This window comes from Sulfitobacter sp. KMM 9851, assembly GCF_057178245.1.
The window spans coordinates 2608676-2626135 of record NZ_CM169991.1 but is presented as its reverse complement, the minus strand read 5'-3'; the positions used below and the strand labels follow the sequence as shown (position 1 = coordinate 2626135).

Sequence of the window (17460 nt, the reverse complement as noted above, 5' to 3'; positions counted from 1 at the left end):
GCCGGGCGAGTACCGCGCCTGCGCGCGCTATTTCCGATCCGACGGGTGGTTGATGCCATCAGTATAGGGGAGCGGCTCCTGCTCCCATGGCGCGGCGCCGTCGATCGCGCCGAGGTTCACGCCACATTCGCGCGGGTCAGAGCGGCGCTGGTGGTGGGTGTAGATGCCGCAGGTCTTGCAGAAGTAATGCTTCGCCGTGTGACTGCCCCAAGTGTATAGGCTGATGTTGTCGGCGCCTTGCAGAATTCTCACGCTGCTGGCGATGGCGGTCACGGCGGCGGCGGCGCGTCGGCGACAGAAAGAACAGGTGCAGCGCGTGGCAGAGGCCAGACCCTGTGGTAGCGTCGCTTCGATCACGACGGCGCCGCAGTGACACGAAGCGCGGCGGACTTCGGAAACATCGGTCATCGGCGTTTTACCTTCGGAATGCGGCTTTCTAGAGCGGCGTAGCTGGCGGCGGCGTGAGGCGGGTGGCCATGGGTACGGCCCCAGAAACGCACGCCCCCGCGGCGCAGCCAGACTGGCAGGGTCAGCAGCACACCTGCGACAAAGCCGCCTGCGTGCGCCCAATAGGCAACGCCGCCGCTTTCGGGTGTCGCGCCCATACCCCCGATGAACTGCATCCCAAACCAAACGCCCAGCATGATCCAGGCCGGGATCGGGAAGATGCGAAAGAAGACGATAAAGATGATCAGGATGTCGACCTTGGCCTTGGGATAAAGCAGAAGATAGCCGCCCATCACGCCCGCGATAGCCCCCGATGCGCCTACCATGGGTACATAAGATGTGGGTTCTGAGATAACCTGCCCCAGCCCCGCAGCCACACCACATGCGAGGTAGAACAGCAGGTAGGGAAAGTGGCCCATCTCGTCTTCGATATTGTCGCCGAAAATCCATAGAAACAACATGTTGCCAGCAATATGCATCCAGCCGCCGTGCAGAAACATGGAGGTGATCAGACCAACCCAGCCCTCGCCAGATGCAAGTCTGGCGGGCAGCAGGGCCCAGTTGAAATAGAATTCCCCGATTGCGTTGGCATCTGACATCAGGCCGACGTAGCTGAGAAATATCCCGATGTTCGCCGCCATCAGCGCATAGGTGACATATGGCGTGCGGCCCGAGGGGTTATGATCGCGGATTGGAAACATGGGCGACACATTTGGCCAAGGGCGCGGTGCGGTCAAGAGGCCCTGACGTAACAGGGCCTCTTTTGAAGTGCTAGCCGCGTTAGGCCATCGCGCCGAGCAGTTGCGCATTGCCGCCCGATGCGGTGGTGTCGACGCAGACATGGCGTTCGGCGCGGACGCGGGCGGTGTCAGGCAGCCCGTTGATCAGCGGCAGGATCGGCCCGCTGCGCCGAGCGGTTGCCAGCTCGATGGCGCGTGCGGTCTGCACATCGCCCCACCAAAGCACGCCGCCGTAGGCCGGACCATCGGTCAGCGCGTCCGGGTCGATCTGTCCCGTCGCTTCAATTGCTGTGCCGCCCAGGGCGCGTACTGCCTTGGCCTGTGCCGCAGCAGTCTCCGCACCTGGACCCATGCACAGCAGCGCGGGCCGGGGCAGGGTGGACAGGCGGTTGGATTCGCCAGTCGGCCCCGGCATGGACTGAGTTTCCAGCACCGTGGCGTCATGCGTCGGCAGCGCAGGCAGCTGCGCCTGCACATTGTCCCACTTGGCATCACTGTTCTGCCGGTCGGGGCGACTGAACCGCGGCAGGTAGTTTGGACCGCCCGCCTTTGGCCCGGTGCCCGAAAGCCCTTCACCACCAAAGGGCTGGCTGCCCACAATCGCGCCGATCTGGTTGCGGTTGACATAAATGTTGCCCGCTTCAATGCGTTCCGACACGTGCTGTACCCGGTCGTCGATGCGGGTGTGCAGGCCAAATGTCAGCCCGTAGCCAGTGGCATTGATGGCGTCGATTACCTTGTCGAGCTCGTGGCTCTTGAAGGTGGCCAGATGCAGCACGGGACCAAAGGTCTCACGTTCCAGATCGCCGATACTGTTCACTTTGATGATGGTGGGCGCGACGAAGGTGCCGCCCTGGGGGGCGGTCAAGTCTGCAATCACACGGCCATCCGCGCGGGCGGCGGCGATGTGATCGGCGATGGTCTTGCGGGCGGCATCGTCGATGACCGGGCCGACATCGGTGCTGAGGTGCCAAGGGTCCCCCATCGTCAGCGCCTGCATCGCGCCGATCAACATTTTGGTCAGGTCTTCGGCGATGTCCTCCTGCACATAGAGACAGCGCAGAGCGGAGCAGCGCTGGCCGGCGGATTGGAACGCGCTTTCGACGACTGCTTGCACCGCCTGTTCCGGCAGGGCCGTGCTGTCGACGATCATCGCGTTCAGACCACCTGTTTCGGCGATCAGCGTGGTGCCGGGGGCGCAATGTTCGGCCATTGCGGCACGTATTCGTTGCGCGGTGGCGGTAGAGCCGGTGAAGGCGACCCCGTTGATCCGGGCATCCGAGGTCAGCGCCGCACCTACATCACCGGCTCCTGGCAGCAGTTGCAGCGCTGTCCGTGGTACGCCGGCATCGTGAAAAATCTCGACCGCGAGATAGGCGATCAGCGGGGTCTGCTCGGCTGGTTTGGCCAGCACAGCGTTGCCTGCGGCCAGCGCCGCCGAAACCTGTCCGCAGAAGATGGCGAGCGGGAAGTTCCACGGCGAGATGCAGGTGAAAATACCGCTGGGGGGCATGTTTGTGGCCTGAGCCGCGTAATAGCGCAGGAAATCCACCGCTTCGCGCAGTTCGGCCACGCAATCGGGCAGACCCTTGCCTGCTTCACGCGCCAGCAGGGCGAAAATCTCGCCATAGCGGGCTTCCATCTGATCGGCCGCTTTCAGCAACACCGAGCGACGGACATCCAGATCGGCGTCCCAGGGGGCGGCATTGTCTAGGGCGGCGGCAACATCGGCAGGCGATGCGGGGTGCACGGTGCCGGGCGATGTGCCGTTGGCCGGATTGATCACATCGACAGGTTTGCCTGGCGCGGGTTTCGTCGCAAGCAGCGGGGCAGCGTTCCATTTGGATGTCTCAAAAGGACCGCGTGCGTCCTCGATCGCGCTGAGCGTGGGGGCATGGGCGAGGTCAAAGCCGACCGCATTGGCACGCATCGGCAAGAAGATTTCAGGGCCTTTGGGGATGGTTGCCGCAGGCAACGCCAGTTGATCAAAGGGGTCTGCCGCGACAACTTCGGGGGCAACGGATTCGTCGACGATCTGGTTCACAAAGCTGGAGTTGGCCCCGTTTTCCAAAAGGCGCCGTACCAAATAAGCCAGCAAATCTTTATGCGCGCCGACGGGGGCGTAAATCCGGCAGTGGGTGCCATTTTTGGACATTACCAGATTGTGCAGTGTCTCTCCCATCCCGTGCAGGCGCTGGAATTCGTATTTTTCGGGGGCGTCAGCCATGTGCAGGATCGCTGCAACCGTGTGGGCATTATGGGTGGCGAACTGTGGGTAAATCCGGTCGGTCATGCCCAACAGCTTGCGCGCATTGGAGATGTAGGACACGTCGGTCGCGGCCTTTTGCGTGAAGACGGGGAAACCGTCGATCCCTTCGACCTGAGCGCGCTTGATCTCGGTGTCCCAATACGCGCCCTTGACCAGACGCACCATGATCCTGCGGTCGTGACGTTCGGCCATTTCATAAAGCGCGTCGATTACCAGCCCGGCGCGGGGGCCGTAGGCCTGCACCACGATGCCAAACCCGTCCCAGCCAGCAAGTGCTGGTTCCTGCATCACCGTGTCGATCACATCCAGTGACAGCGCCAGCCTGTCGGCTTCTTCTGCGTCGACGTTCAAACCCATGCCAGCCGATTTGGCAAGCAGCGCCAGCGCGCGCAGGCGTGGCACCAGATCGCGCATCACGGCAGCCTCTTGGGCAACTTCGTAACGCGGGTGTAGCGCGCTAAGCTTGACCGAAATGCCGGGATTCTTGCGGATGTCATCGGCCGTGCAGGCAGTGGCGATGGCGGAAATCGCGCGCGAATAGCTCAGGTGATAGCGCTTGGCGTCGGCCTCGGTCCGGGCCGCTTCGCCCAGCATGTCATAGCTATAGGTAAAACCCTTTTTTTCCATACCGCTGGCACGTTTCATCGCGGCGGTGATGTCTTCGCCCAACACGAATTGGCGGCCCATCTCCTTCATCGCGCGGGATACGGCGGTTCGGATCACGGGTTCGCCCAACCGCTTGATCGCAGCGCGCAGATGGCGCACCGGACCGGGCTGATCATCGTCGAGCACGCGGCCCGTCAGCATCAAGGCCCAGGTGGAGGCGTTCACAAGGCTGGAGGTAGAGTGCCCCATATGGCGGCCCCAGTCGGACGGGGCGATCTTGTCTTCGATCAGGGCATCAATGGTATCGGCATCGGGCACCCGCAGCAGCGCCTCGGCCAGACACATCAGCGCCACACCTTCGTCGGTGGACAGACCGTATTCTGCCAGAAATACTTCCATCATTCCGGGCGAGGTTGCCGCGCGGATATCGCGCACAAGCCCAGCGGCATCAGCGCAGATGGTTGCGCGATCTTCGGCGTTCAGCCGGGCAGCGCTGATCAGACGTGGCAGGACATCGGCGGTGTCGGCATAGGTGCCTGCATCGATTGTGTGGCGCAGAGAGGAGGTAGAAACGCGGGCCATGGCTTGCTCCATTGAGTGTTTGGCCTAGAATAGCGGATGTTGAACAGTTAAAATGCCTGAAGATGACAAAATTGGCAGTCGATAGTAACTAAGTTCAGGGGTGAGATGATGATAAATGGGCATTCTGATCTGGACCGCTTTGATCAAGCGATTCTATCCGTGCTGGCGGAAGATGGTCGGATCAGCATAACTGACCTCGCCAAACGCATCGGCCTATCCAAATCGCCGACACAGGCGCGGCTTAGACGATTGGAGGAAAGCGGTGTCATTCTGGGCTACCGCGCGCTGCTGGATCCCATCCGTTTGGGGCTAGATCATGTGGCTTTTGTCGAAGTTCGGCTGAGCGACACGCGCGAAGTGGCCTTGCGGGCGTTCAACGCTGCCGTGGCGAAAGTGCCGGAGATCGAACAGGCCCATATGATTGCCAGTCATTTTGACTATCTACTCAAGGTGCGGACACGGAGCATGTCTGAATACCGCAAATTTCTAGGAGAGATAATTTCATCGCTTCCCCATGTCGCCAATACGTCGACCTACGTGGCAATGGAGGCGGTGAAGGAGACGATGCTGGCCGATGCCACTTGACGGATGTGTCCGGCGCGCCATCATTCAGTAATGCGCAGCCTGATCATATTGGCCCTTATGGCCGCCCCTGCCTTTGCGGACTGCCCGGCACCGCAGGACATCAGCCGCGAACTGCTTAACCTGATCGCAAGGGCGCAGGCCGCTCCTGATGCCAACGCGGGTCGCCGGATCTCGAACGAAATGTGGCAGGTGTGGCTGCGCGCGCCTGACGAGGCGGCCCAGGCGGTGCTTGATGCCGGGATGGCGCGGCGCGACACCTATGATTTCTTGGGCGCGTTGAAAGAGTTCGATCGTTTGGTGGCCTATTGCCCCACCTATGCCGAAGGCCACAACCAGCGCGCCTATATCCACTTTCTGCGCGAGGACTATGCAAAGGCCTTGGGCGATCTGGATCGGGCCTTGGCGCTGCAACCGCACCACATCGCCGCCCAATCGGGGCGTGCATTAACCTTGATGAATTTGGGCAGATTGGACGAGGCGCGGGCGCAGTTGCTGGCGGCGGTCGAGAACAATCCATGGCTGTCCGAAGCGGCGCTTCTGGCCGACGGAGCACCGCTTGGCTCGCGTGATCGCGACATCTGACATTTACACCGGCCCCGCGATGGCTATTGTGCGCCGCGATGCGGGCGTGATGGAATGGTAGACATACCAGACTTAAAATCTGTTGGGGCGTAGCCCCGTGTGGGTTCGAGTCCCACCGCCCGCACCAAAATTTTTACTAATTTTTATTATTTTCAAATTGTTAAACTGTTAGCCCCTAATTAAGACCACCCAACAGTCCACCTTTTTTGCGCGTAGTTTTGACGTTAGGTCTCGTTTATTTTTGCTGGTTGGCGTGGTGATGCACGTTTCGACTAACGAGCGGTGATATGAGTAAATTTTTGCTGGCTTTCCTAAAGTGCCACCAATCAGACGTCTTGTCTCCGCCTGTTGATTGTCACTGAGAACTGACCCGGCATTGTCACCGAGACTTGACCCACCTAGTTGTTATGTTCTTTGCGTCATGATTGCGCCATGGCCATCAATTTCGATCCGATCCGCTGCGGTAAAACGAGCTGATCCATGCAAGGTTTGCACACCGGCTTTCTTCAGCCCGTCCTCCATGTTCTCAGGCACCGGGTCCGTGAAGCTTTCCTTGTGCTTCATCAGCGCGGGCCAATCGATCGGCGTGTCACCGGCCACTCCCTTGCCGCTCAGCAGCCGCGCGGCGTCGACCGCCTTGGCCCCGGCGCGCAACATCTTCTTTGGATCACAGCCCCGCAGCGCACAGGTGCCGCCGTAGGGCAGTTCGTCTACGATGGCGACGGACCAGCCTGCGCGCGCGGCCTTTTTCGCAGCGTTGACCCCGGCCATGCCGGCGCCGATGACGATCAGATCAACTGTTTCGGTCATGAAATTTCCTTGAAGTCGAGAGTTCGGAAGACATCTGTTGCAGGCTCAACGGTATCGTCCGAGCATTTGTTCACTAAGCCACCAGGTCCCAGTCACGCCGACGCCGACCGACAGCCCAAGCCAGCGCCAACCGTCGTCGCCCAAAGGCAACACGCCAGCCCCATACGCAAGCACCGGCAGCGTCATCGCCAGCAGGAACGGTCCCGTGTAGCGGCAATGCACACGGCCACAGCGATGGGCATTGCGCAGACAGGCGATGCCCATACAAGCAAGTGCGGCGACCCAGATTGCGGTTTTGGGGCCATCAGCAAGCGGAAGCGCCAGAAGCATCGCGCCGATGGGGATCCACCATGCGAGCAGACTGCCGCGCCGGGTGCGCAGCCAATCGTAATTAGAGTGATCTGTCATGTCTTCACCCCGCGCAGCAGGACAGGGCGGCCACGTCCTTCTCGAAAGTCTGTGCCGCCAGTTTCAGCCCTTCGACGGTGGTCAGATAGGGCATGATGGTATCGCCAAGTTCCTCGTAGGTCAGCCCGGCCTTCAGCGCCATGGCCGCGGTCTGGATGCTGTCGGCCCCCTCCGGCGCCATGATCTGCGCGCCCAGCAGCCGCTTGCTCCCCGCCTCGGCCACCAGTTTGATCAACCCGCGCGTATCGCGGGCCGCCAGCGCACGCGGCACGGCGTCAAGTGGCAGAACGGAGGTCACGACCTCATGGCCTGCGGCACGGGCCTGCGCTTCACTCAGCCCGACACCGGCCACCTGCGGATCAGAGAAGACGACCCAAGGCATGGTCGCGTTGTCGTAGGTGCGTGTATCGCTCGCCACGGCATTTCGGGCGGCTATCTTGGCGCCATAGGCGGCCATATAGACGAACTGATCGCGGCCAGTGACATCACCTGCGGCCCAGATGTTGGGGTTAGTGGTGCGCATATGAGGATCGGTCTCGATGCCCCCGCGCGCATCCATCGTGATCCCGGCAGCCGCGAGGTTCAGCCCGTCACTGTTAGGCACGCGGCCAGTTGCGAGCACGAGCCGTTCTGCTGTCACCACTTGGCCATCCGAGAGATGCAGTGCGATGGCGGCGTCTTGCTTCGAGATGCGATCATAACCTTTTGCACGCGCCAGTTGGATGCCCTCGTCGGCCAAGTAGCCCTCAAGCGCCGCCGATACTTCCGGCTCCGCTTCGGGCAACACACTGCGGCGGCTGACCAGCGTCACGGCAACACCGGCCCGCGCGAAAAGCTGCGCCAGTTCCACGCCGATATAGCCCGCGCCGAGAACCAGCATGGAGGCCGGCAGAGCGGTCAACTCCAGCGCTGACGTGCTGTCGAGCGTATCGATGGCCTCAATCCCCGGGATGGCAGGCACATGCGGGCGGGAGCCGGTGGCGATGATGATTTTTCCCGCCGGAAAGAGGCTGCCATCGACCGTCAACTTGCCTTCATCATCGAATGTCGCCCGGCCTTCAACGTAATCGACATTCTCATGCCGGGGCAGAACATCCGCGTATTTCGCCATGCGCAATTCTTCGACCAGCGCCTGTTTCTGCGCAACTGTAGCCGCCCAGTCAGTCACGCGGGCCTCGGCCTCAATCCCCTCAAACCGACCCGCCGCGCGCGCGTGATGCAGGCTCTCGACCGCGCGGATCAAGGCTTTGGACGGCACGCAGCCCACGTTAACGCAGGTGCCGCCGATGGTGCCTGCACCGATCAGTGCCACGCGGGCACCGGCCTCGGCGGCGGTGATGGCGGCGGAGAAGCCAGCGGAACCGGCGCCGATCACGGCGAGATCATAGGGACCATTCGTGGGCGAAGTGCTGTCTTTCATGAGGGTCTTTCAGAATTGCGGCGCTTCCAGAGCGCGTAAATTGTAATACCGATAAAGATGGCGAGCGCGGGCAGCAGCACGTAGTCGAGCCAGCCCAGCAACGCCGACAGTCCGACCGCGCCAAATAGGATCACCAGCACAGGCGTGAAACAGCAGAGGGCAGCGATGACAGTGCCGATAAGACCAACCTTGAGCAGACGGCTCTGGTTGTCGGGTGCCTTTGCCTCATTCACGATCCGCTCTCCGTGGCCAATAACGCGCCATAGCCAACGCCAGTCACGGCAGCGATGATGGCCTCCGGGTCGGTGAGCGCATCGTCATAGCGCAGGACATAGAGACCGTTTTCGGCATCACCTTCGATGAACTCAAGGATTTCAACGCTTTCCACACGCTTCATGGCAGTGGCGACGATGTAGCTACACGAAGGGCAGGTGAGTCCCTCGACAGCGACGCGCGTAGTGGCCTCTGCGGCCATTGCTACGCTGGCTGAAAGGATGAGCGCAATGGTGGAGATAAAAAGTTTCATGGGAGACCTCATGGTCAGAACGTCAAAAGGAAGGGCGAGAGTGCCGGAAAGGCCAAGGCGAGAAGCACAACAAGCAAAGCGCCCCAGAGCAGCCCGCGCATCAGCCCGCGATCAATCGGGCGCGCACAGGTGCCGTCCGTGCAGGTTTCGGCGGGGACCGGGCGGTAAGCTTTCCAGAACCCGTAGGGGAGCGTCGCTGCCGCGAAGCTCAAAGTCACCCACTTGTAGGCATAAAGGGCGGTGAGCTGACCGATGAAGACCCCGGTCACACCCAGACTGACCAGAACAAGCGGCAGGATGCAGCAGGAGGTCATGGCCAACGCCCCGAGCACGCCTGCACCGGTGGCGAGCCAACCGGATCGGTCCTCGTGCTGATTTGTGGTCGCGGCGGTGTGATCTGTCATTGCTTTGCTCTTTGTTGCCCTGTGATGACTTGCAAGATAGGGTCTGTAGCAACTACAGGATCAAGGAGAAAACGCATGTCTGGTGATCACGGTGTTGCGAGTGACCTCAAACGCTCTGACCTTGCGCGCCTGACTGGCTGCAACCTTGAGACTATCCGCTATTATGAAGGCGTCGGCCTGATGCCCGACCCACCGCGTAGCCCCGCCGGACACCGCCGGTATGGGGCGGCACATGTTGAGCGGCTTGGCTTTATCATGCGGGCGCGTGAACTGGGCTTTACGATGGAGGAAATCCGAGGACTGCTCAGCATGGTAGATCGCGGCAGCCATACTTGTGCAGAAGTTGAGAAGCGCGGGCGGCATCATCTCGACGTCGTGCGGGCAAAGATAATGGATCTTCAGAACATCGAAGCTATCTTGGCGGAAACGATTGCGAAGTGCAGCGGTTCGGACAGTCCAGAGTGTCCTCTCCTCACGGTGCTATCGGATGGGACTGTGGGCGAAGCAGATTGATCTGCACTGGACGAGACATGAAGGAATGGTGTGTTCAGCGTTTGTAGCCGCGGCAAACACGCGAAGATTGCCTTTTGGATTCCAAAGGATCAGAACGTTCGCCGACCGCGGTGGAATGTCGGCTTTCTGCATGCTGTTGCGCAGCAAGTTCTAAGACCCGGACGGCAGCTATGGGCCGTTCGTGTTCCTCGACACAAGGGGCGGAAAGGCGCCATTCGCTGCGGATGCACCGCGAAAAATACTGGGGAGCGGCCACGAGCGCCCTCTTTCCTCGGATTGCCGATTTTAGTTTGCGGGCGCGGCGAATGGCGGCTATGCGGACAAAGCAGCCGTTCGCCTTTTTTCAAACGAACGGCTGCTTATCTTTGGAGCGCTACGAGCTATGGTCAGCCGTTGGCGGCTTCAAGGTTGGACTTGGTGGCAACGTGATCCGCGAGTTTATCCAGCGTTTGTGTGCCAAATTCAACAGCGCCAAAACCCATGACGCTGGCGCGACGTTCTGGTGTCGGGTGCATCTGGCGCTAAGTGACTACGGTTTTCCCGTTGTCCTGCTCATCGAAAGTCACCAAAAGTCGGAAACTGTCAACGTCATCATCAATGTCCTGCCCGTGATCGACTTCAATCAGGCTGGGTGTTTCGACACGCAAAAAATCCATGCGATTAGAGAACCGTGTGCCGTCAGGGGCCACCATGTCGAACTGCCATACGCCGCCTGCGCGGATGTCGGCCTCATGAGACTCGATGCGGAACCCATCGGGTCCAAACCACTGCACAATTTGCGCCGGGTCAGTCCATGCTTGAAAAGCAGTTTCACGGTCAGCGTTAACGACGCGTGCGAGGACCAATTCTCTGTCTAAAGGCCACGAAGCCCAATCCGAAACTGTGTTTGTGGTACTGTTAGTCATTCGATTTATCCTTTTTCGCATTTTCAAGATGAGCTTCAAACCGGTCCATGCGGCGTTCCCATTGCGCCCGATAGGAGGCCATCCAGCCTTCGGCATTTTTCAAAGCAGATGGGTTCAGCGAACAAACACGGCTCCGCCCCTCGCGTCTCGACACAATTAAGCCAGCTCGTTCTAGAACGCCGAGGTGCTGTGTGAAGGACGGTAGCGCCATGTCGAATGGGGTAGCCAATTTGGAGACGGTCGCTGACCCTTCACTAAGCGCCTGAACCACCGCGCGGCGCGTTGGATCGGAGAGCGCAATGAAAGTCTTTTCTATGGAGTGTTCATGATCAGGCATGCACCTTACTATAGGGGCGCTGTACTGTTAGGTCAGCACCTAAGTAAAAGAAGCTGAATCCCAAAGCCGACATCCATTCGATCCGCAGCAGCAGTTATAGTGGGATTTTTCCGGACAGTGCCGCGCTCCAAGTCTGTGCCGCGTGTCTCGTTGCGCACTTCCTCTGTGACGCCTTCGGCGCGGCTGGTGGCCCTTTGGATATCCCGCGTCGAGGTGCCCGTTGCCGCTGCGGTTTCGCCCGCAAACCCTTTCGGTTGACCCGGAGTTTCCCGACTAGTTGTCGCGTTATTCCGTATCTCCCAAAGTTCTTTTCGTTTCGCCAGATGCTCCGCCTGTTGCGTCGCGGTCAGTTCCGAGCGCATCAGGTTCACCTGACCCGCTTGAAGGGTGTTCGCACAATGTTCTATCATGACGCATGCCAGCCTCTCACCCATCCGCCAGCCGTCAACGCAATCGCCTAATGCGCGATGCTGCCCAATCAGGTCAGTTGATAACCGTGCATTGCGGACTCTGCCGCCGATCCGTCAACTACTGGGCAAGCGACTTGTTGAAGGTGCTTGGCCCCCAGCATGAAGTCCATGTCCCGCCGTTTCCTTGCTCAAGGTGCCGCACAAAGGAATACATCCGGGTGGTGTGGAACAAACCGCCTGCATCCAGGCTGAATGAATTGACTGTCAGGCGTCCCGTAAAGCAGATTGCCAAGTGGATATGGGCAGATGAAAAGGCTTAGTCGGCATGTGCAATCTATACTCGATGACAAGGGCGCAAGACGCCATGCGCAGCCTTTTTGGTGTTGAGGCGGAACGCGACCATCTGGGCAATGCAGAACCGCTGACCGCCATTTGGCCTAAATATGATGCACCAGTTGTACGGCTTGATGAACAAGATGAACGGGAACTGGTGTCTATGAGCTGGGGCTTCTTGACTGCCAAGGTGTCGAAGAAAACAGGCAAGCCGATCGCGCCAGCGGCTTGGAACAACGCTCGTGCAGATAAAGTGGCAACGAACGGGCTTTGGAAGGACAGCTTTCAACACCGAAGATGTCTTATTCCAGCTTCGAGTTTCCGGGAAGCCAAAGGCCGCAACCCTGCTACAGATTACTGGTTTGCACTAAAAGGCGATGTAGCTCGCCCGCTGTTCGCATTTGCGGGGATGTGGCGCGACGTTCAGCCCGGATTGCCAGATGACAAGATCAGCACGTTGACTCATACAATGATCACGACCCATGCAAACGACGTTGTGAAACCGATCCATCCGGATCGAATGCCCGTGATCCTTGACCCCGAAGATTATGAAGCGTGGCTTTGCGGGACCGCAGAAGAAGCACTTTCGCTCCTGCGCCCTTACTCCTCGGACAAGATGCACATTGTGAGCGAAGGCGTCGGCATCTTGAAGGACGAAATGGCCTGATCAAGCCTTACAGTTGGATTGGTTGCTGGTCGCACTGGTTTGTGGGGGGAGATAAGATTTGCGAGTAACTAGGATGCTGATGACCGTAGTGTACGCCATGGCAGTTGCGTTGCGCTCAGCTCAATCTGTTGTGCTTAGCCAAATCTCGACGCCTCCAATGGCGATAAGGTTGGCCGTGGACGCATGTTTGGCTGGTTGCTGCTCGTCAAGGAGGTCTTTTGCTCCTTCAAGCCCTTTTAGACTCGGCATCGTTTTTGCCACGATCCCTCCGTAAAACTTTGACATGCCTCCTCCAATCAGTCCCGACGGCAGCATAGTAACCAAGCGCCGAAGATCAGGTGCAACGTTGATCCGGCAGATTTCAGAGCCATGCCCGGTTGTTCGACCGATAGCTGATACTTTGGCTGCCCCCGGCGACATCATCTCCGCAACCCAGACACCGTGCCAAAAAAAGGAATACCGAAAGAACCATCTTTCTTCGAATAGACCATGTCGATTGAGCTATTTCCTTTGGCGTAGGTGTCGCGCAGCTTGATTGGGTTCCTGCCTGACATGATGGCATGAAGTATCACGCCTGCGCCTGAATATGGATTACCATCTGCATCATAAATGCAGCCTACGATCACGCCCTTGTTCACAAAATCCTCCCTTCCACTCAGTGATGGATGATCATGAGCATTTAGCCATGAAACCTGTGAGCCGGTCGAAATATGCAACGACAGAACGCCATTTTTGATAAAATTGCAATGATTTACACCGGTCAGGCGCAATTCACGTTGCATGCCTGCGCCTGAGTGTCGGCTTGTTTTCAAGCGAACTTGGGTTAACCTGGTGAGCATGCCTGAAGTCGAACCAGAAGAGCAAAAGCAGACATTGCTTAACCGGATACGGCGGAGGCCATGGGGCTTTCTTGCGTTAACTGCGTCCCTTTGGCTTATGGCCGTCTATGAGCTTTTCGGAACTTTCCGGAATGACTAGAGCCATGGCGACCAAGTTGTAGCAAGCCGCCGAACTGCGGCATTGCACGCGCCTGACTTGCCAGATCAATATTGTGTGTTACTTTTTCGAGATATGACCTAGGTTGCGGATTTTAACGATGCGACGACTTATTATTTACGCCGTGGGTGTTGCAGTCCTGCTCACGTTGCTAACCACTTGTGCTGGTTCCGAAACGGGTTGGCTTGGCTGACACCCGATACCGTCGAGGAGTGCGGCGGGCAGGATGGAGTCCTCAAAGGAACATTGCAGTCGCTCAAACACAGAACCGGATGGCTCCCGGAGTTTATTGTTTTCTAGCGAGTATATCCCGTGGGGCAGCACTGCTAGACGGCATTGTACTGGCAGGCTCGCTTTCAGCTCACAAGCCTTTTGTCAGTTATCTAAGCGGAAGCTAGGTGAAGCGATAGTTTGATCTAATGGATTGACCGAGTTCGCAAACAGTTTCACTCTAACCATGGGATGTTTTGCTGCTTGCGTAACAAGCGGATTTTTCGGGAGACGTGGTTTGAGTGTCACAAACTTTCTATATGACACACTTGATGCGTTTTCTTCGGCTGACAGCCAAGATGCCAAATGGGTTGCTGCGAATGTGCTTTCTGCGGAATTAGGAGGCAATTCGCTTACTATGGGGTGCGTCGGCACAAACGACGGGACACCTCGCTGGATGCGAAGCACGATGTCCACCGGATGGTTGAGCGAATACGTTGATCAAAAACATTATCAGTCTGACAGGTTGACCGAACATACGAAGGTATCTCGATCAGCTTTGACAATTAGCGCAGGAACTGAAACCTCACATGATGACATGGGCTGGTACAACCTCAATCATGGACTGCTTGATGCGGGCTACAAGTCACTTCATTTGATCCCCTTCGACTCCGGTGTTTCGGATGCGCGCAATGCAGTTACCTTTAACTCAGAGTTCAGTACAAAAAGCTTCTTCTGCACCGATTTTCTAGCAAAATTCAGAATTCTAAGCACATTTATGGTCGCCAATATCGGAGCGCCGGATACCCAAACTAACGACGATAGCGGCGAGGTTGCATTACCCGAAACAGGATTGGCTGGCCGGGAAAGAGAAACGCTTGAGTATCTTGCTCATGGACTTCGCAATGCACAAATAGCCCACATTATGGGAATAGCTGAAATTTCCGTTAGGAAGAATATTCTTTCCGCGCGGCGCAAACTGAAAGCGGACACACGCGAGCAGGCGATTGCACTGGCGGTGAAACGGGGATTTATCGCCCTTTGACGGGCGTGACACTATCGATTTCGATAGATTGTGTTGTAGAGCAGGCAGTCCCAAGGTTTGAGCAGTTCAAACTGGACGCTTCTTTTCAAACCATCAGGAGAAATATTCATGCGCCTGAGACTTACCCCAATGGCTGCGGCGGTCTTCCTAATCAGCAGCCCCGCCGTGTCGCAGGATAGCGACGGATGCTATGCTCCTACACAAGATTGCGTAACAATAACTAGTGAGTGGAAGAACAACGACTTCTATGCTCGATTCAAAAATAACTGCCAAGGACGCATTTATATGCGGTTTTGTAACGAACAAGAAGGCGGGAGAGAGGACTGTGGCGCATCTGGCGTCGATCAGGGGGAGCGCAAGACCTGGAGAACAGGCGTCAAAGCGACTGGACGAACCAGCGCTCGCTGGCTGGGGTCGCAGAATGGCAGTAAAGACTGGGTTTGTTCCAGTAAAGTCAGCGGCTGGAAAGACGATATGTTCTGAGTAAAGGGCGATAAATCGCAATGGTTCATAACATGTTCATACTCAGTCGATCAGGCTTTTCGCCACTTGGATCAATCCAGGAGCAAAGTCTTCGATTCAAATCATAGTGGGAAAAGAGTCTTTCGATGTTGGAATGCTTAACTGCCGCCGACGAGAACACTATCCTTTGTGGTTTGTGTGCCTCGCCAGTTTCTCATAGGTGCCAAAAAGACCCGCTCTCCGAGGCAGGATGCGCATTTTGTAACAACTGGGCCGACATTCGCGAGGTTATTGCGATTGCAATTGAAAGCGTCGTGAGCGCTGCCAAGACGTCCCACGGGGAGTTTTCCACTGACAGCGAAAAGCGCGCGTCGACGACGCGCAATCTCGACGCCGACACGAGTTATCTGTTCACCACTGATTACGAAATCAGATAGCGTATCAGGCAGCCCAGTGTGAATTCAGATTTCGTGAGCTTCTCCACAATTCCTTAATCTGCTGATGGAAAAAAGCCGGAGTAAAACGTCCGGCAACAAGTTATTCCTGCGCAGCAGCAGTCCCCGCGCCGATCAGATAAGGCCTTTCAGACTTGGTGGAAGCTTCGGGCATCGCTGAGGTGAAACGTATTGGGGAACACCCGACCATTGTCCGGGTGCGTCTCAGAAGTGACTACACGTCAGTCCGTAGGGCATAGAAAGATCGAACCCGCTACAAGTATCACCAACGACCGAACTGAGAAGTCTGCCATTGTTGCGATTACTCAAGGTCAAGCATTCGCTGAGAGCCGTTCTTGTCACCCGCTCGGTTGCTGCAGCGCAAAAGCCGCCGCCGACTGAGAGGTTTGTAATGGGATGTACCGGCTGCTTCACCCAGCAGGTTAAGCTTAGCCTATACTGCAAATAGGAGAAGTAGCATGGCGAAGAATGATTTTGATGAGCTGATGTCTGTTGGCATCGATATTGGCAAAGATGTCTTTCACTTGGTTGGCTTTGATAAAGGCGGACAGCTTGTGTTGCGTAAGAAGATCAAACGCATGGCATTGGTCGCGACGTTTGAAGATCTGCCGTGCTGCATAGTGGGCATGGAAGCCTGCATGAGCGCGCATTTTGTCAGCCGAACGCTGCGCAAGTTGGGGTTCGAGCCCCGGATCATTCCAGCGGTCTACGTTCAGCCATTCAACAAAGGCCAGAAGAACGACTACAATGATGCCGAAGCTATCGCGGAAGCCGCTCTGCGACCCAATCTCAAGACGGTTTCTGAGAAGACGCAGGAACAGCTCGATTTGCAAGCTCTGCATCGCGTCCGGTCACGCCGGACGGCGACGATGAATCAGATCCGCGCATTCTTGATTGAACAAGGGATCACCGTTCGCAAAAGCGTGGCCGCATTACGCACGTCGCTCCAAGCCATTTTGGACAACCGCGATGATGAGATGTCGTTGCGGATGCGCAAGTTAATCCTTGGTCTTCAGCAGGACTGGGTCTGGATAGACAAGCGGATCGAGATGACCACGTCAGAGATTGAAGCTGTCAGCAAAAGCGAGGCCAGCTGTCAGCGTCTGATGACTATTCCGGGCATCGGCCCAATCATCTCAACGGCAGTGGTAGCCGCTGTCGGGAACGGCGAGGCTTATGATCGTGGGCGCGACTTTGCGGCCTGGCTCGGGCTTGTGCCGCGCCAACATAGCACGGGTGGACGGACGATTTTGGGGCGCATCACGAAACGCGGCAGTCGATATCTGCGTATGCTGTTTGTGCAGGCGGCGCAGGTCATCATGATGCGACCGAAGAACTGGCACAAGTTCAGTTTTGGCACTTGGTTGGGAGCAGCTTCGACGCGCATGCAGCACAACAAACTTGGTGTCGCATTGGCCAACAAGTTGGCCCGCATTGCGTGGAGCGTCCTGAACTCCGGCAAAGATTTTGATTGGAAAGAAAAGGAATTTGCGACTGCGATCTGATCACAACCACACACGATGTTCGTAAACCTCAATTGTATGGAACGGAATAAGGCGCACCCAAAGTCTGAGAGCCCAGATGGTCATCATAGATCAGGTTAGTAATGAGACAGCGGCGCGTGCGTACTCCCAACAGGGCCACGGCAAAATACTTAAGCCGATCCAAAGGCCGGATACATATCAGCGACTTCCAGAAGACGTGCAATTGAACACTTGCGAACAGCAGCCGGTACATACATGGGCTCA

At 57.5% G+C, this 17460-nt stretch carries 21 protein-coding genes and 1 tRNA gene; 7 read left to right on the top strand and 15 right to left on the bottom strand.

All coding sequences use genetic code 11. The annotated features are described in order from the left end of the window. Positions 1-27: 27 nt before the first annotated feature. The 3 genes from AC1965_RS12990 to putA form a co-directional block, all read right to left on the bottom strand. Positions 28-408 (bottom strand): GFA family protein, encoded by a 381-nt coding sequence (locus AC1965_RS12990; protein ID WP_483884281.1) that lies wholly within the window; start codon positions 406-408, stop codon positions 28-30. Next, entirely contained in the window at positions 405-1148 is a 744-nt protein-coding gene (locus tag AC1965_RS12985; RefSeq protein ID WP_483884280.1) for a rhomboid family intramembrane serine protease, read from the bottom strand. Before AC1965_RS12985 ends, AC1965_RS12990 begins: the two co-directional genes overlap by 4 nt. 79 nt (positions 1149-1227) lie before the next feature. Continuing rightward, entirely contained in the window at positions 1228-4644 is a 3417-nt protein-coding gene (gene putA / locus AC1965_RS12980; protein WP_483884279.1) for a bifunctional proline dehydrogenase/L-glutamate gamma-semialdehyde dehydrogenase PutA, read from the bottom strand. 108 nt (positions 4645-4752) lie between these two features. On the opposite strand from putA, the gene AC1965_RS12975 reads away from it, so the two are divergent. From AC1965_RS12975 to AC1965_RS12965, 3 genes are all read left to right on the top strand, one after another. After that, positions 4753-5229, top strand: coding sequence for an Lrp/AsnC family transcriptional regulator (locus tag AC1965_RS12975; RefSeq protein WP_483887041.1), 477 nt, complete (start codon positions 4753-4755; stop codon positions 5227-5229). Positions 5230-5259: 30 nt separating this feature from the next. Continuing rightward, complete coding sequence (locus AC1965_RS12970; protein ID WP_483884278.1) at positions 5260-5811, top strand: tetratricopeptide repeat protein; 552 nt, start codon at positions 5260-5262, stop codon at positions 5809-5811. 40 nt (positions 5812-5851) lie between these two features. Then, a tRNA-Leu gene (locus AC1965_RS12965) sits at positions 5852-5938 on the top strand. 278 nt (positions 5939-6216) lie between these two features. On the opposite strand, the gene AC1965_RS12960 is transcribed toward AC1965_RS12965, so the two are convergent. The 6 genes from AC1965_RS12960 to AC1965_RS12935 are packed head-to-tail and all read right to left on the bottom strand — an operon-like array spanning position 6217 to position 9379. Beyond that, positions 6217-6621, bottom strand: a complete 405-nt coding sequence (locus tag AC1965_RS12960; RefSeq protein WP_483884277.1) for an FAD-dependent oxidoreductase — start codon at positions 6619-6621, stop codon at positions 6217-6219. A gap of 45 nt (positions 6622-6666) precedes the next feature. Continuing rightward, the gene (locus tag AC1965_RS12955; RefSeq protein WP_483884276.1) at positions 6667-7029 is read right to left on the bottom strand and encodes a hypothetical protein; all 363 of its coding nucleotides are present in this window, start codon (positions 7027-7029) and stop codon (positions 6667-6669) included. A gap of 4 nt (positions 7030-7033) precedes the next feature. Beyond that, positions 7034-8449 carry a mercury(II) reductase gene (gene merA / locus AC1965_RS12950; protein ID WP_483884275.1) on the bottom strand — a complete coding sequence of 472 codons (1416 nt, stop codon included), beginning with the start codon at positions 8447-8449 and terminating at the stop codon, positions 7034-7036. After that, positions 8446-8682 (bottom strand): mercury resistance system transport protein MerF, encoded by a 237-nt coding sequence (gene merF, locus AC1965_RS12945; protein ID WP_483884274.1) that lies wholly within the window; start codon positions 8680-8682, stop codon positions 8446-8448. The genes merA and merF overlap by 4 nt, the downstream gene beginning before the upstream one ends. Continuing rightward, positions 8679-8975 (bottom strand): heavy-metal-associated domain-containing protein, encoded by a 297-nt coding sequence (locus AC1965_RS12940; RefSeq protein WP_483884273.1) that lies wholly within the window; start codon positions 8973-8975, stop codon positions 8679-8681. Before AC1965_RS12940 ends, merF begins: the two co-directional genes overlap by 4 nt. 14 nt (positions 8976-8989) lie before the next feature. Next, complete coding sequence (locus tag AC1965_RS12935) at positions 8990-9379, bottom strand: mercuric transporter MerT family protein (protein WP_483884272.1); 390 nt, start codon at positions 9377-9379, stop codon at positions 8990-8992. 75 nt (positions 9380-9454) lie between these two features. Between AC1965_RS12935 and AC1965_RS12930 the strand changes: the two genes are divergently transcribed. Next, a complete protein-coding gene (locus tag AC1965_RS12930; RefSeq protein ID WP_483884271.1) occupies positions 9455-9892 on the top strand; it encodes a MerR family transcriptional regulator in 438 nt (145 codons plus the stop codon). Positions 9893-10278: 386 nt separating this feature from the next. Here the strand turns inward: AC1965_RS12930 and AC1965_RS12925 are convergent, their stop codons facing one another. The 4 genes from AC1965_RS12925 to AC1965_RS12910 are packed head-to-tail and all read right to left on the bottom strand — an operon-like array spanning position 10279 to position 11505. Beyond that, positions 10279-10407: a hypothetical protein gene (locus AC1965_RS12925; protein ID WP_483884270.1), complete on the bottom strand. Its 129-nt coding sequence runs from the start codon at positions 10405-10407 to the stop codon at positions 10279-10281. Positions 10408-10413: 6 nt separating this feature from the next. After that, a complete protein-coding gene (locus AC1965_RS12920; protein ID WP_483884269.1) occupies positions 10414-10797 on the bottom strand; it encodes an SRPBCC domain-containing protein in 384 nt (127 codons plus the stop codon). Then, complete coding sequence (locus AC1965_RS12915) at positions 10790-11134, bottom strand: ArsR/SmtB family transcription factor (protein ID WP_483884268.1); 345 nt, start codon at positions 11132-11134, stop codon at positions 10790-10792. Before AC1965_RS12915 ends, AC1965_RS12920 begins: the two co-directional genes overlap by 8 nt. A 32-nt stretch (positions 11135-11166) precedes the next feature. Then, entirely contained in the window at positions 11167-11505 is a 339-nt protein-coding gene (locus AC1965_RS12910) for a hypothetical protein (protein WP_483884267.1), read from the bottom strand. Between the two features lie 403 nt (positions 11506-11908). On the opposite strand from AC1965_RS12910, the gene AC1965_RS12905 reads away from it, so the two are divergent. Beyond that, complete coding sequence (locus AC1965_RS12905; protein WP_483884266.1) at positions 11909-12544, top strand: SOS response-associated peptidase; 636 nt, start codon at positions 11909-11911, stop codon at positions 12542-12544. 120 nt (positions 12545-12664) lie between these two features. On the opposite strand, the gene AC1965_RS12900 is transcribed toward AC1965_RS12905, so the two are convergent. Beyond that, complete coding sequence (locus tag AC1965_RS12900; RefSeq protein ID WP_483884265.1) at positions 12665-12829, bottom strand: hypothetical protein; 165 nt, start codon at positions 12827-12829, stop codon at positions 12665-12667. 134 nt (positions 12830-12963) lie between these two features. Further along, complete coding sequence (locus AC1965_RS12895; protein WP_483884264.1) at positions 12964-13326, bottom strand: hypothetical protein; 363 nt, start codon at positions 13324-13326, stop codon at positions 12964-12966. 638 nt (positions 13327-13964) lie between these two features. Between AC1965_RS12895 and AC1965_RS12890 the strand changes: the two genes are divergently transcribed. Together AC1965_RS12890 and AC1965_RS12885 are read left to right on the top strand one after the other, a co-directional pair. Then, positions 13965-14795, top strand: coding sequence for a response regulator transcription factor (locus tag AC1965_RS12890; protein WP_483884263.1), 831 nt, complete (start codon positions 13965-13967; stop codon positions 14793-14795). 1375 nt (positions 14796-16170) lie between these two features. After that, the gene (locus AC1965_RS12885) at positions 16171-17217 is read left to right on the top strand and encodes an IS110 family RNA-guided transposase (RefSeq protein WP_483884262.1); all 1047 of its coding nucleotides are present in this window, start codon (positions 16171-16173) and stop codon (positions 17215-17217) included. The last annotated feature ends 243 nt before the right edge of the window (positions 17218-17460 follow it).

Bases quoted from the DNA above. Each gene is read 5' to 3' on its own strand.
- AC1965_RS12970 (WP_483884278.1), top strand. From the start codon at position 5,260: ATGCGCAGCCTGATCATATTGGCCCTTATGGCCGCCCCTGCCTTTGCG.
- AC1965_RS12955 (WP_483884276.1), bottom strand. From the start codon at position 7,029: ATGACAGATCACTCTAATTACGATTGGCTGCGCACCCGGCGCGGCAGT.
- merA (WP_483884275.1), bottom strand. From the start codon at position 8,449: ATGAAAGACAGCACTTCGCCCACGAATGGTCCCTATGATCTCGCCGTG.
- AC1965_RS12975 (WP_483887041.1), top strand. From the start codon at position 4,753: ATGATAAATGGGCATTCTGATCTGGACCGCTTTGATCAAGCGATTCTA.
- AC1965_RS12940 (WP_483884273.1), bottom strand. From the start codon at position 8,975: ATGAAACTTTTTATCTCCACCATTGCGCTCATCCTTTCAGCCAGCGTA.
- AC1965_RS12925 (WP_483884270.1), bottom strand. From the start codon at position 10,407: ATGCACCCGACACCAGAACGTCGCGCCAGCGTCATGGGTTTTGGCGCT.
- AC1965_RS12920 (WP_483884269.1), bottom strand. From the start codon at position 10,797: ATGACTAACAGTACCACAAACACAGTTTCGGATTGGGCTTCGTGGCCT.
- AC1965_RS12990 (WP_483884281.1), bottom strand. From the start codon at position 408: ATGACCGATGTTTCCGAAGTCCGCCGCGCTTCGTGTCACTGCGGCGCC.
- putA (WP_483884279.1), bottom strand. From the start codon at position 4,644: ATGGCCCGCGTTTCTACCTCCTCTCTGCGCCACACAATCGATGCAGGC.
- AC1965_RS12960 (WP_483884277.1), bottom strand. From the start codon at position 6,621: ATGACCGAAACAGTTGATCTGATCGTCATCGGCGCCGGCATGGCCGGG.
- AC1965_RS12915 (WP_483884268.1), bottom strand. From the start codon at position 11,134: ATGCCTGATCATGAACACTCCATAGAAAAGACTTTCATTGCGCTCTCC.
- AC1965_RS12905 (WP_483884266.1), top strand. From the start codon at position 11,909: ATGCGCAGCCTTTTTGGTGTTGAGGCGGAACGCGACCATCTGGGCAAT.
- AC1965_RS12985 (WP_483884280.1), bottom strand. From the start codon at position 1,148: ATGTTTCCAATCCGCGATCATAACCCCTCGGGCCGCACGCCATATGTC.
- AC1965_RS12895 (WP_483884264.1), bottom strand. From the start codon at position 13,326: ATGCAACGTGAATTGCGCCTGACCGGTGTAAATCATTGCAATTTTATC.
- AC1965_RS12885 (WP_483884262.1), top strand. From the start codon at position 16,171: ATGGCGAAGAATGATTTTGATGAGCTGATGTCTGTTGGCATCGATATT.
- AC1965_RS12930 (WP_483884271.1), top strand. From the start codon at position 9,455: ATGTCTGGTGATCACGGTGTTGCGAGTGACCTCAAACGCTCTGACCTT.
- AC1965_RS12900 (WP_483884265.1), bottom strand. From the start codon at position 12,829: ATGTCAAAGTTTTACGGAGGGATCGTGGCAAAAACGATGCCGAGTCTA.
- AC1965_RS12935 (WP_483884272.1), bottom strand. From the start codon at position 9,379: ATGACAGATCACACCGCCGCGACCACAAATCAGCACGAGGACCGATCC.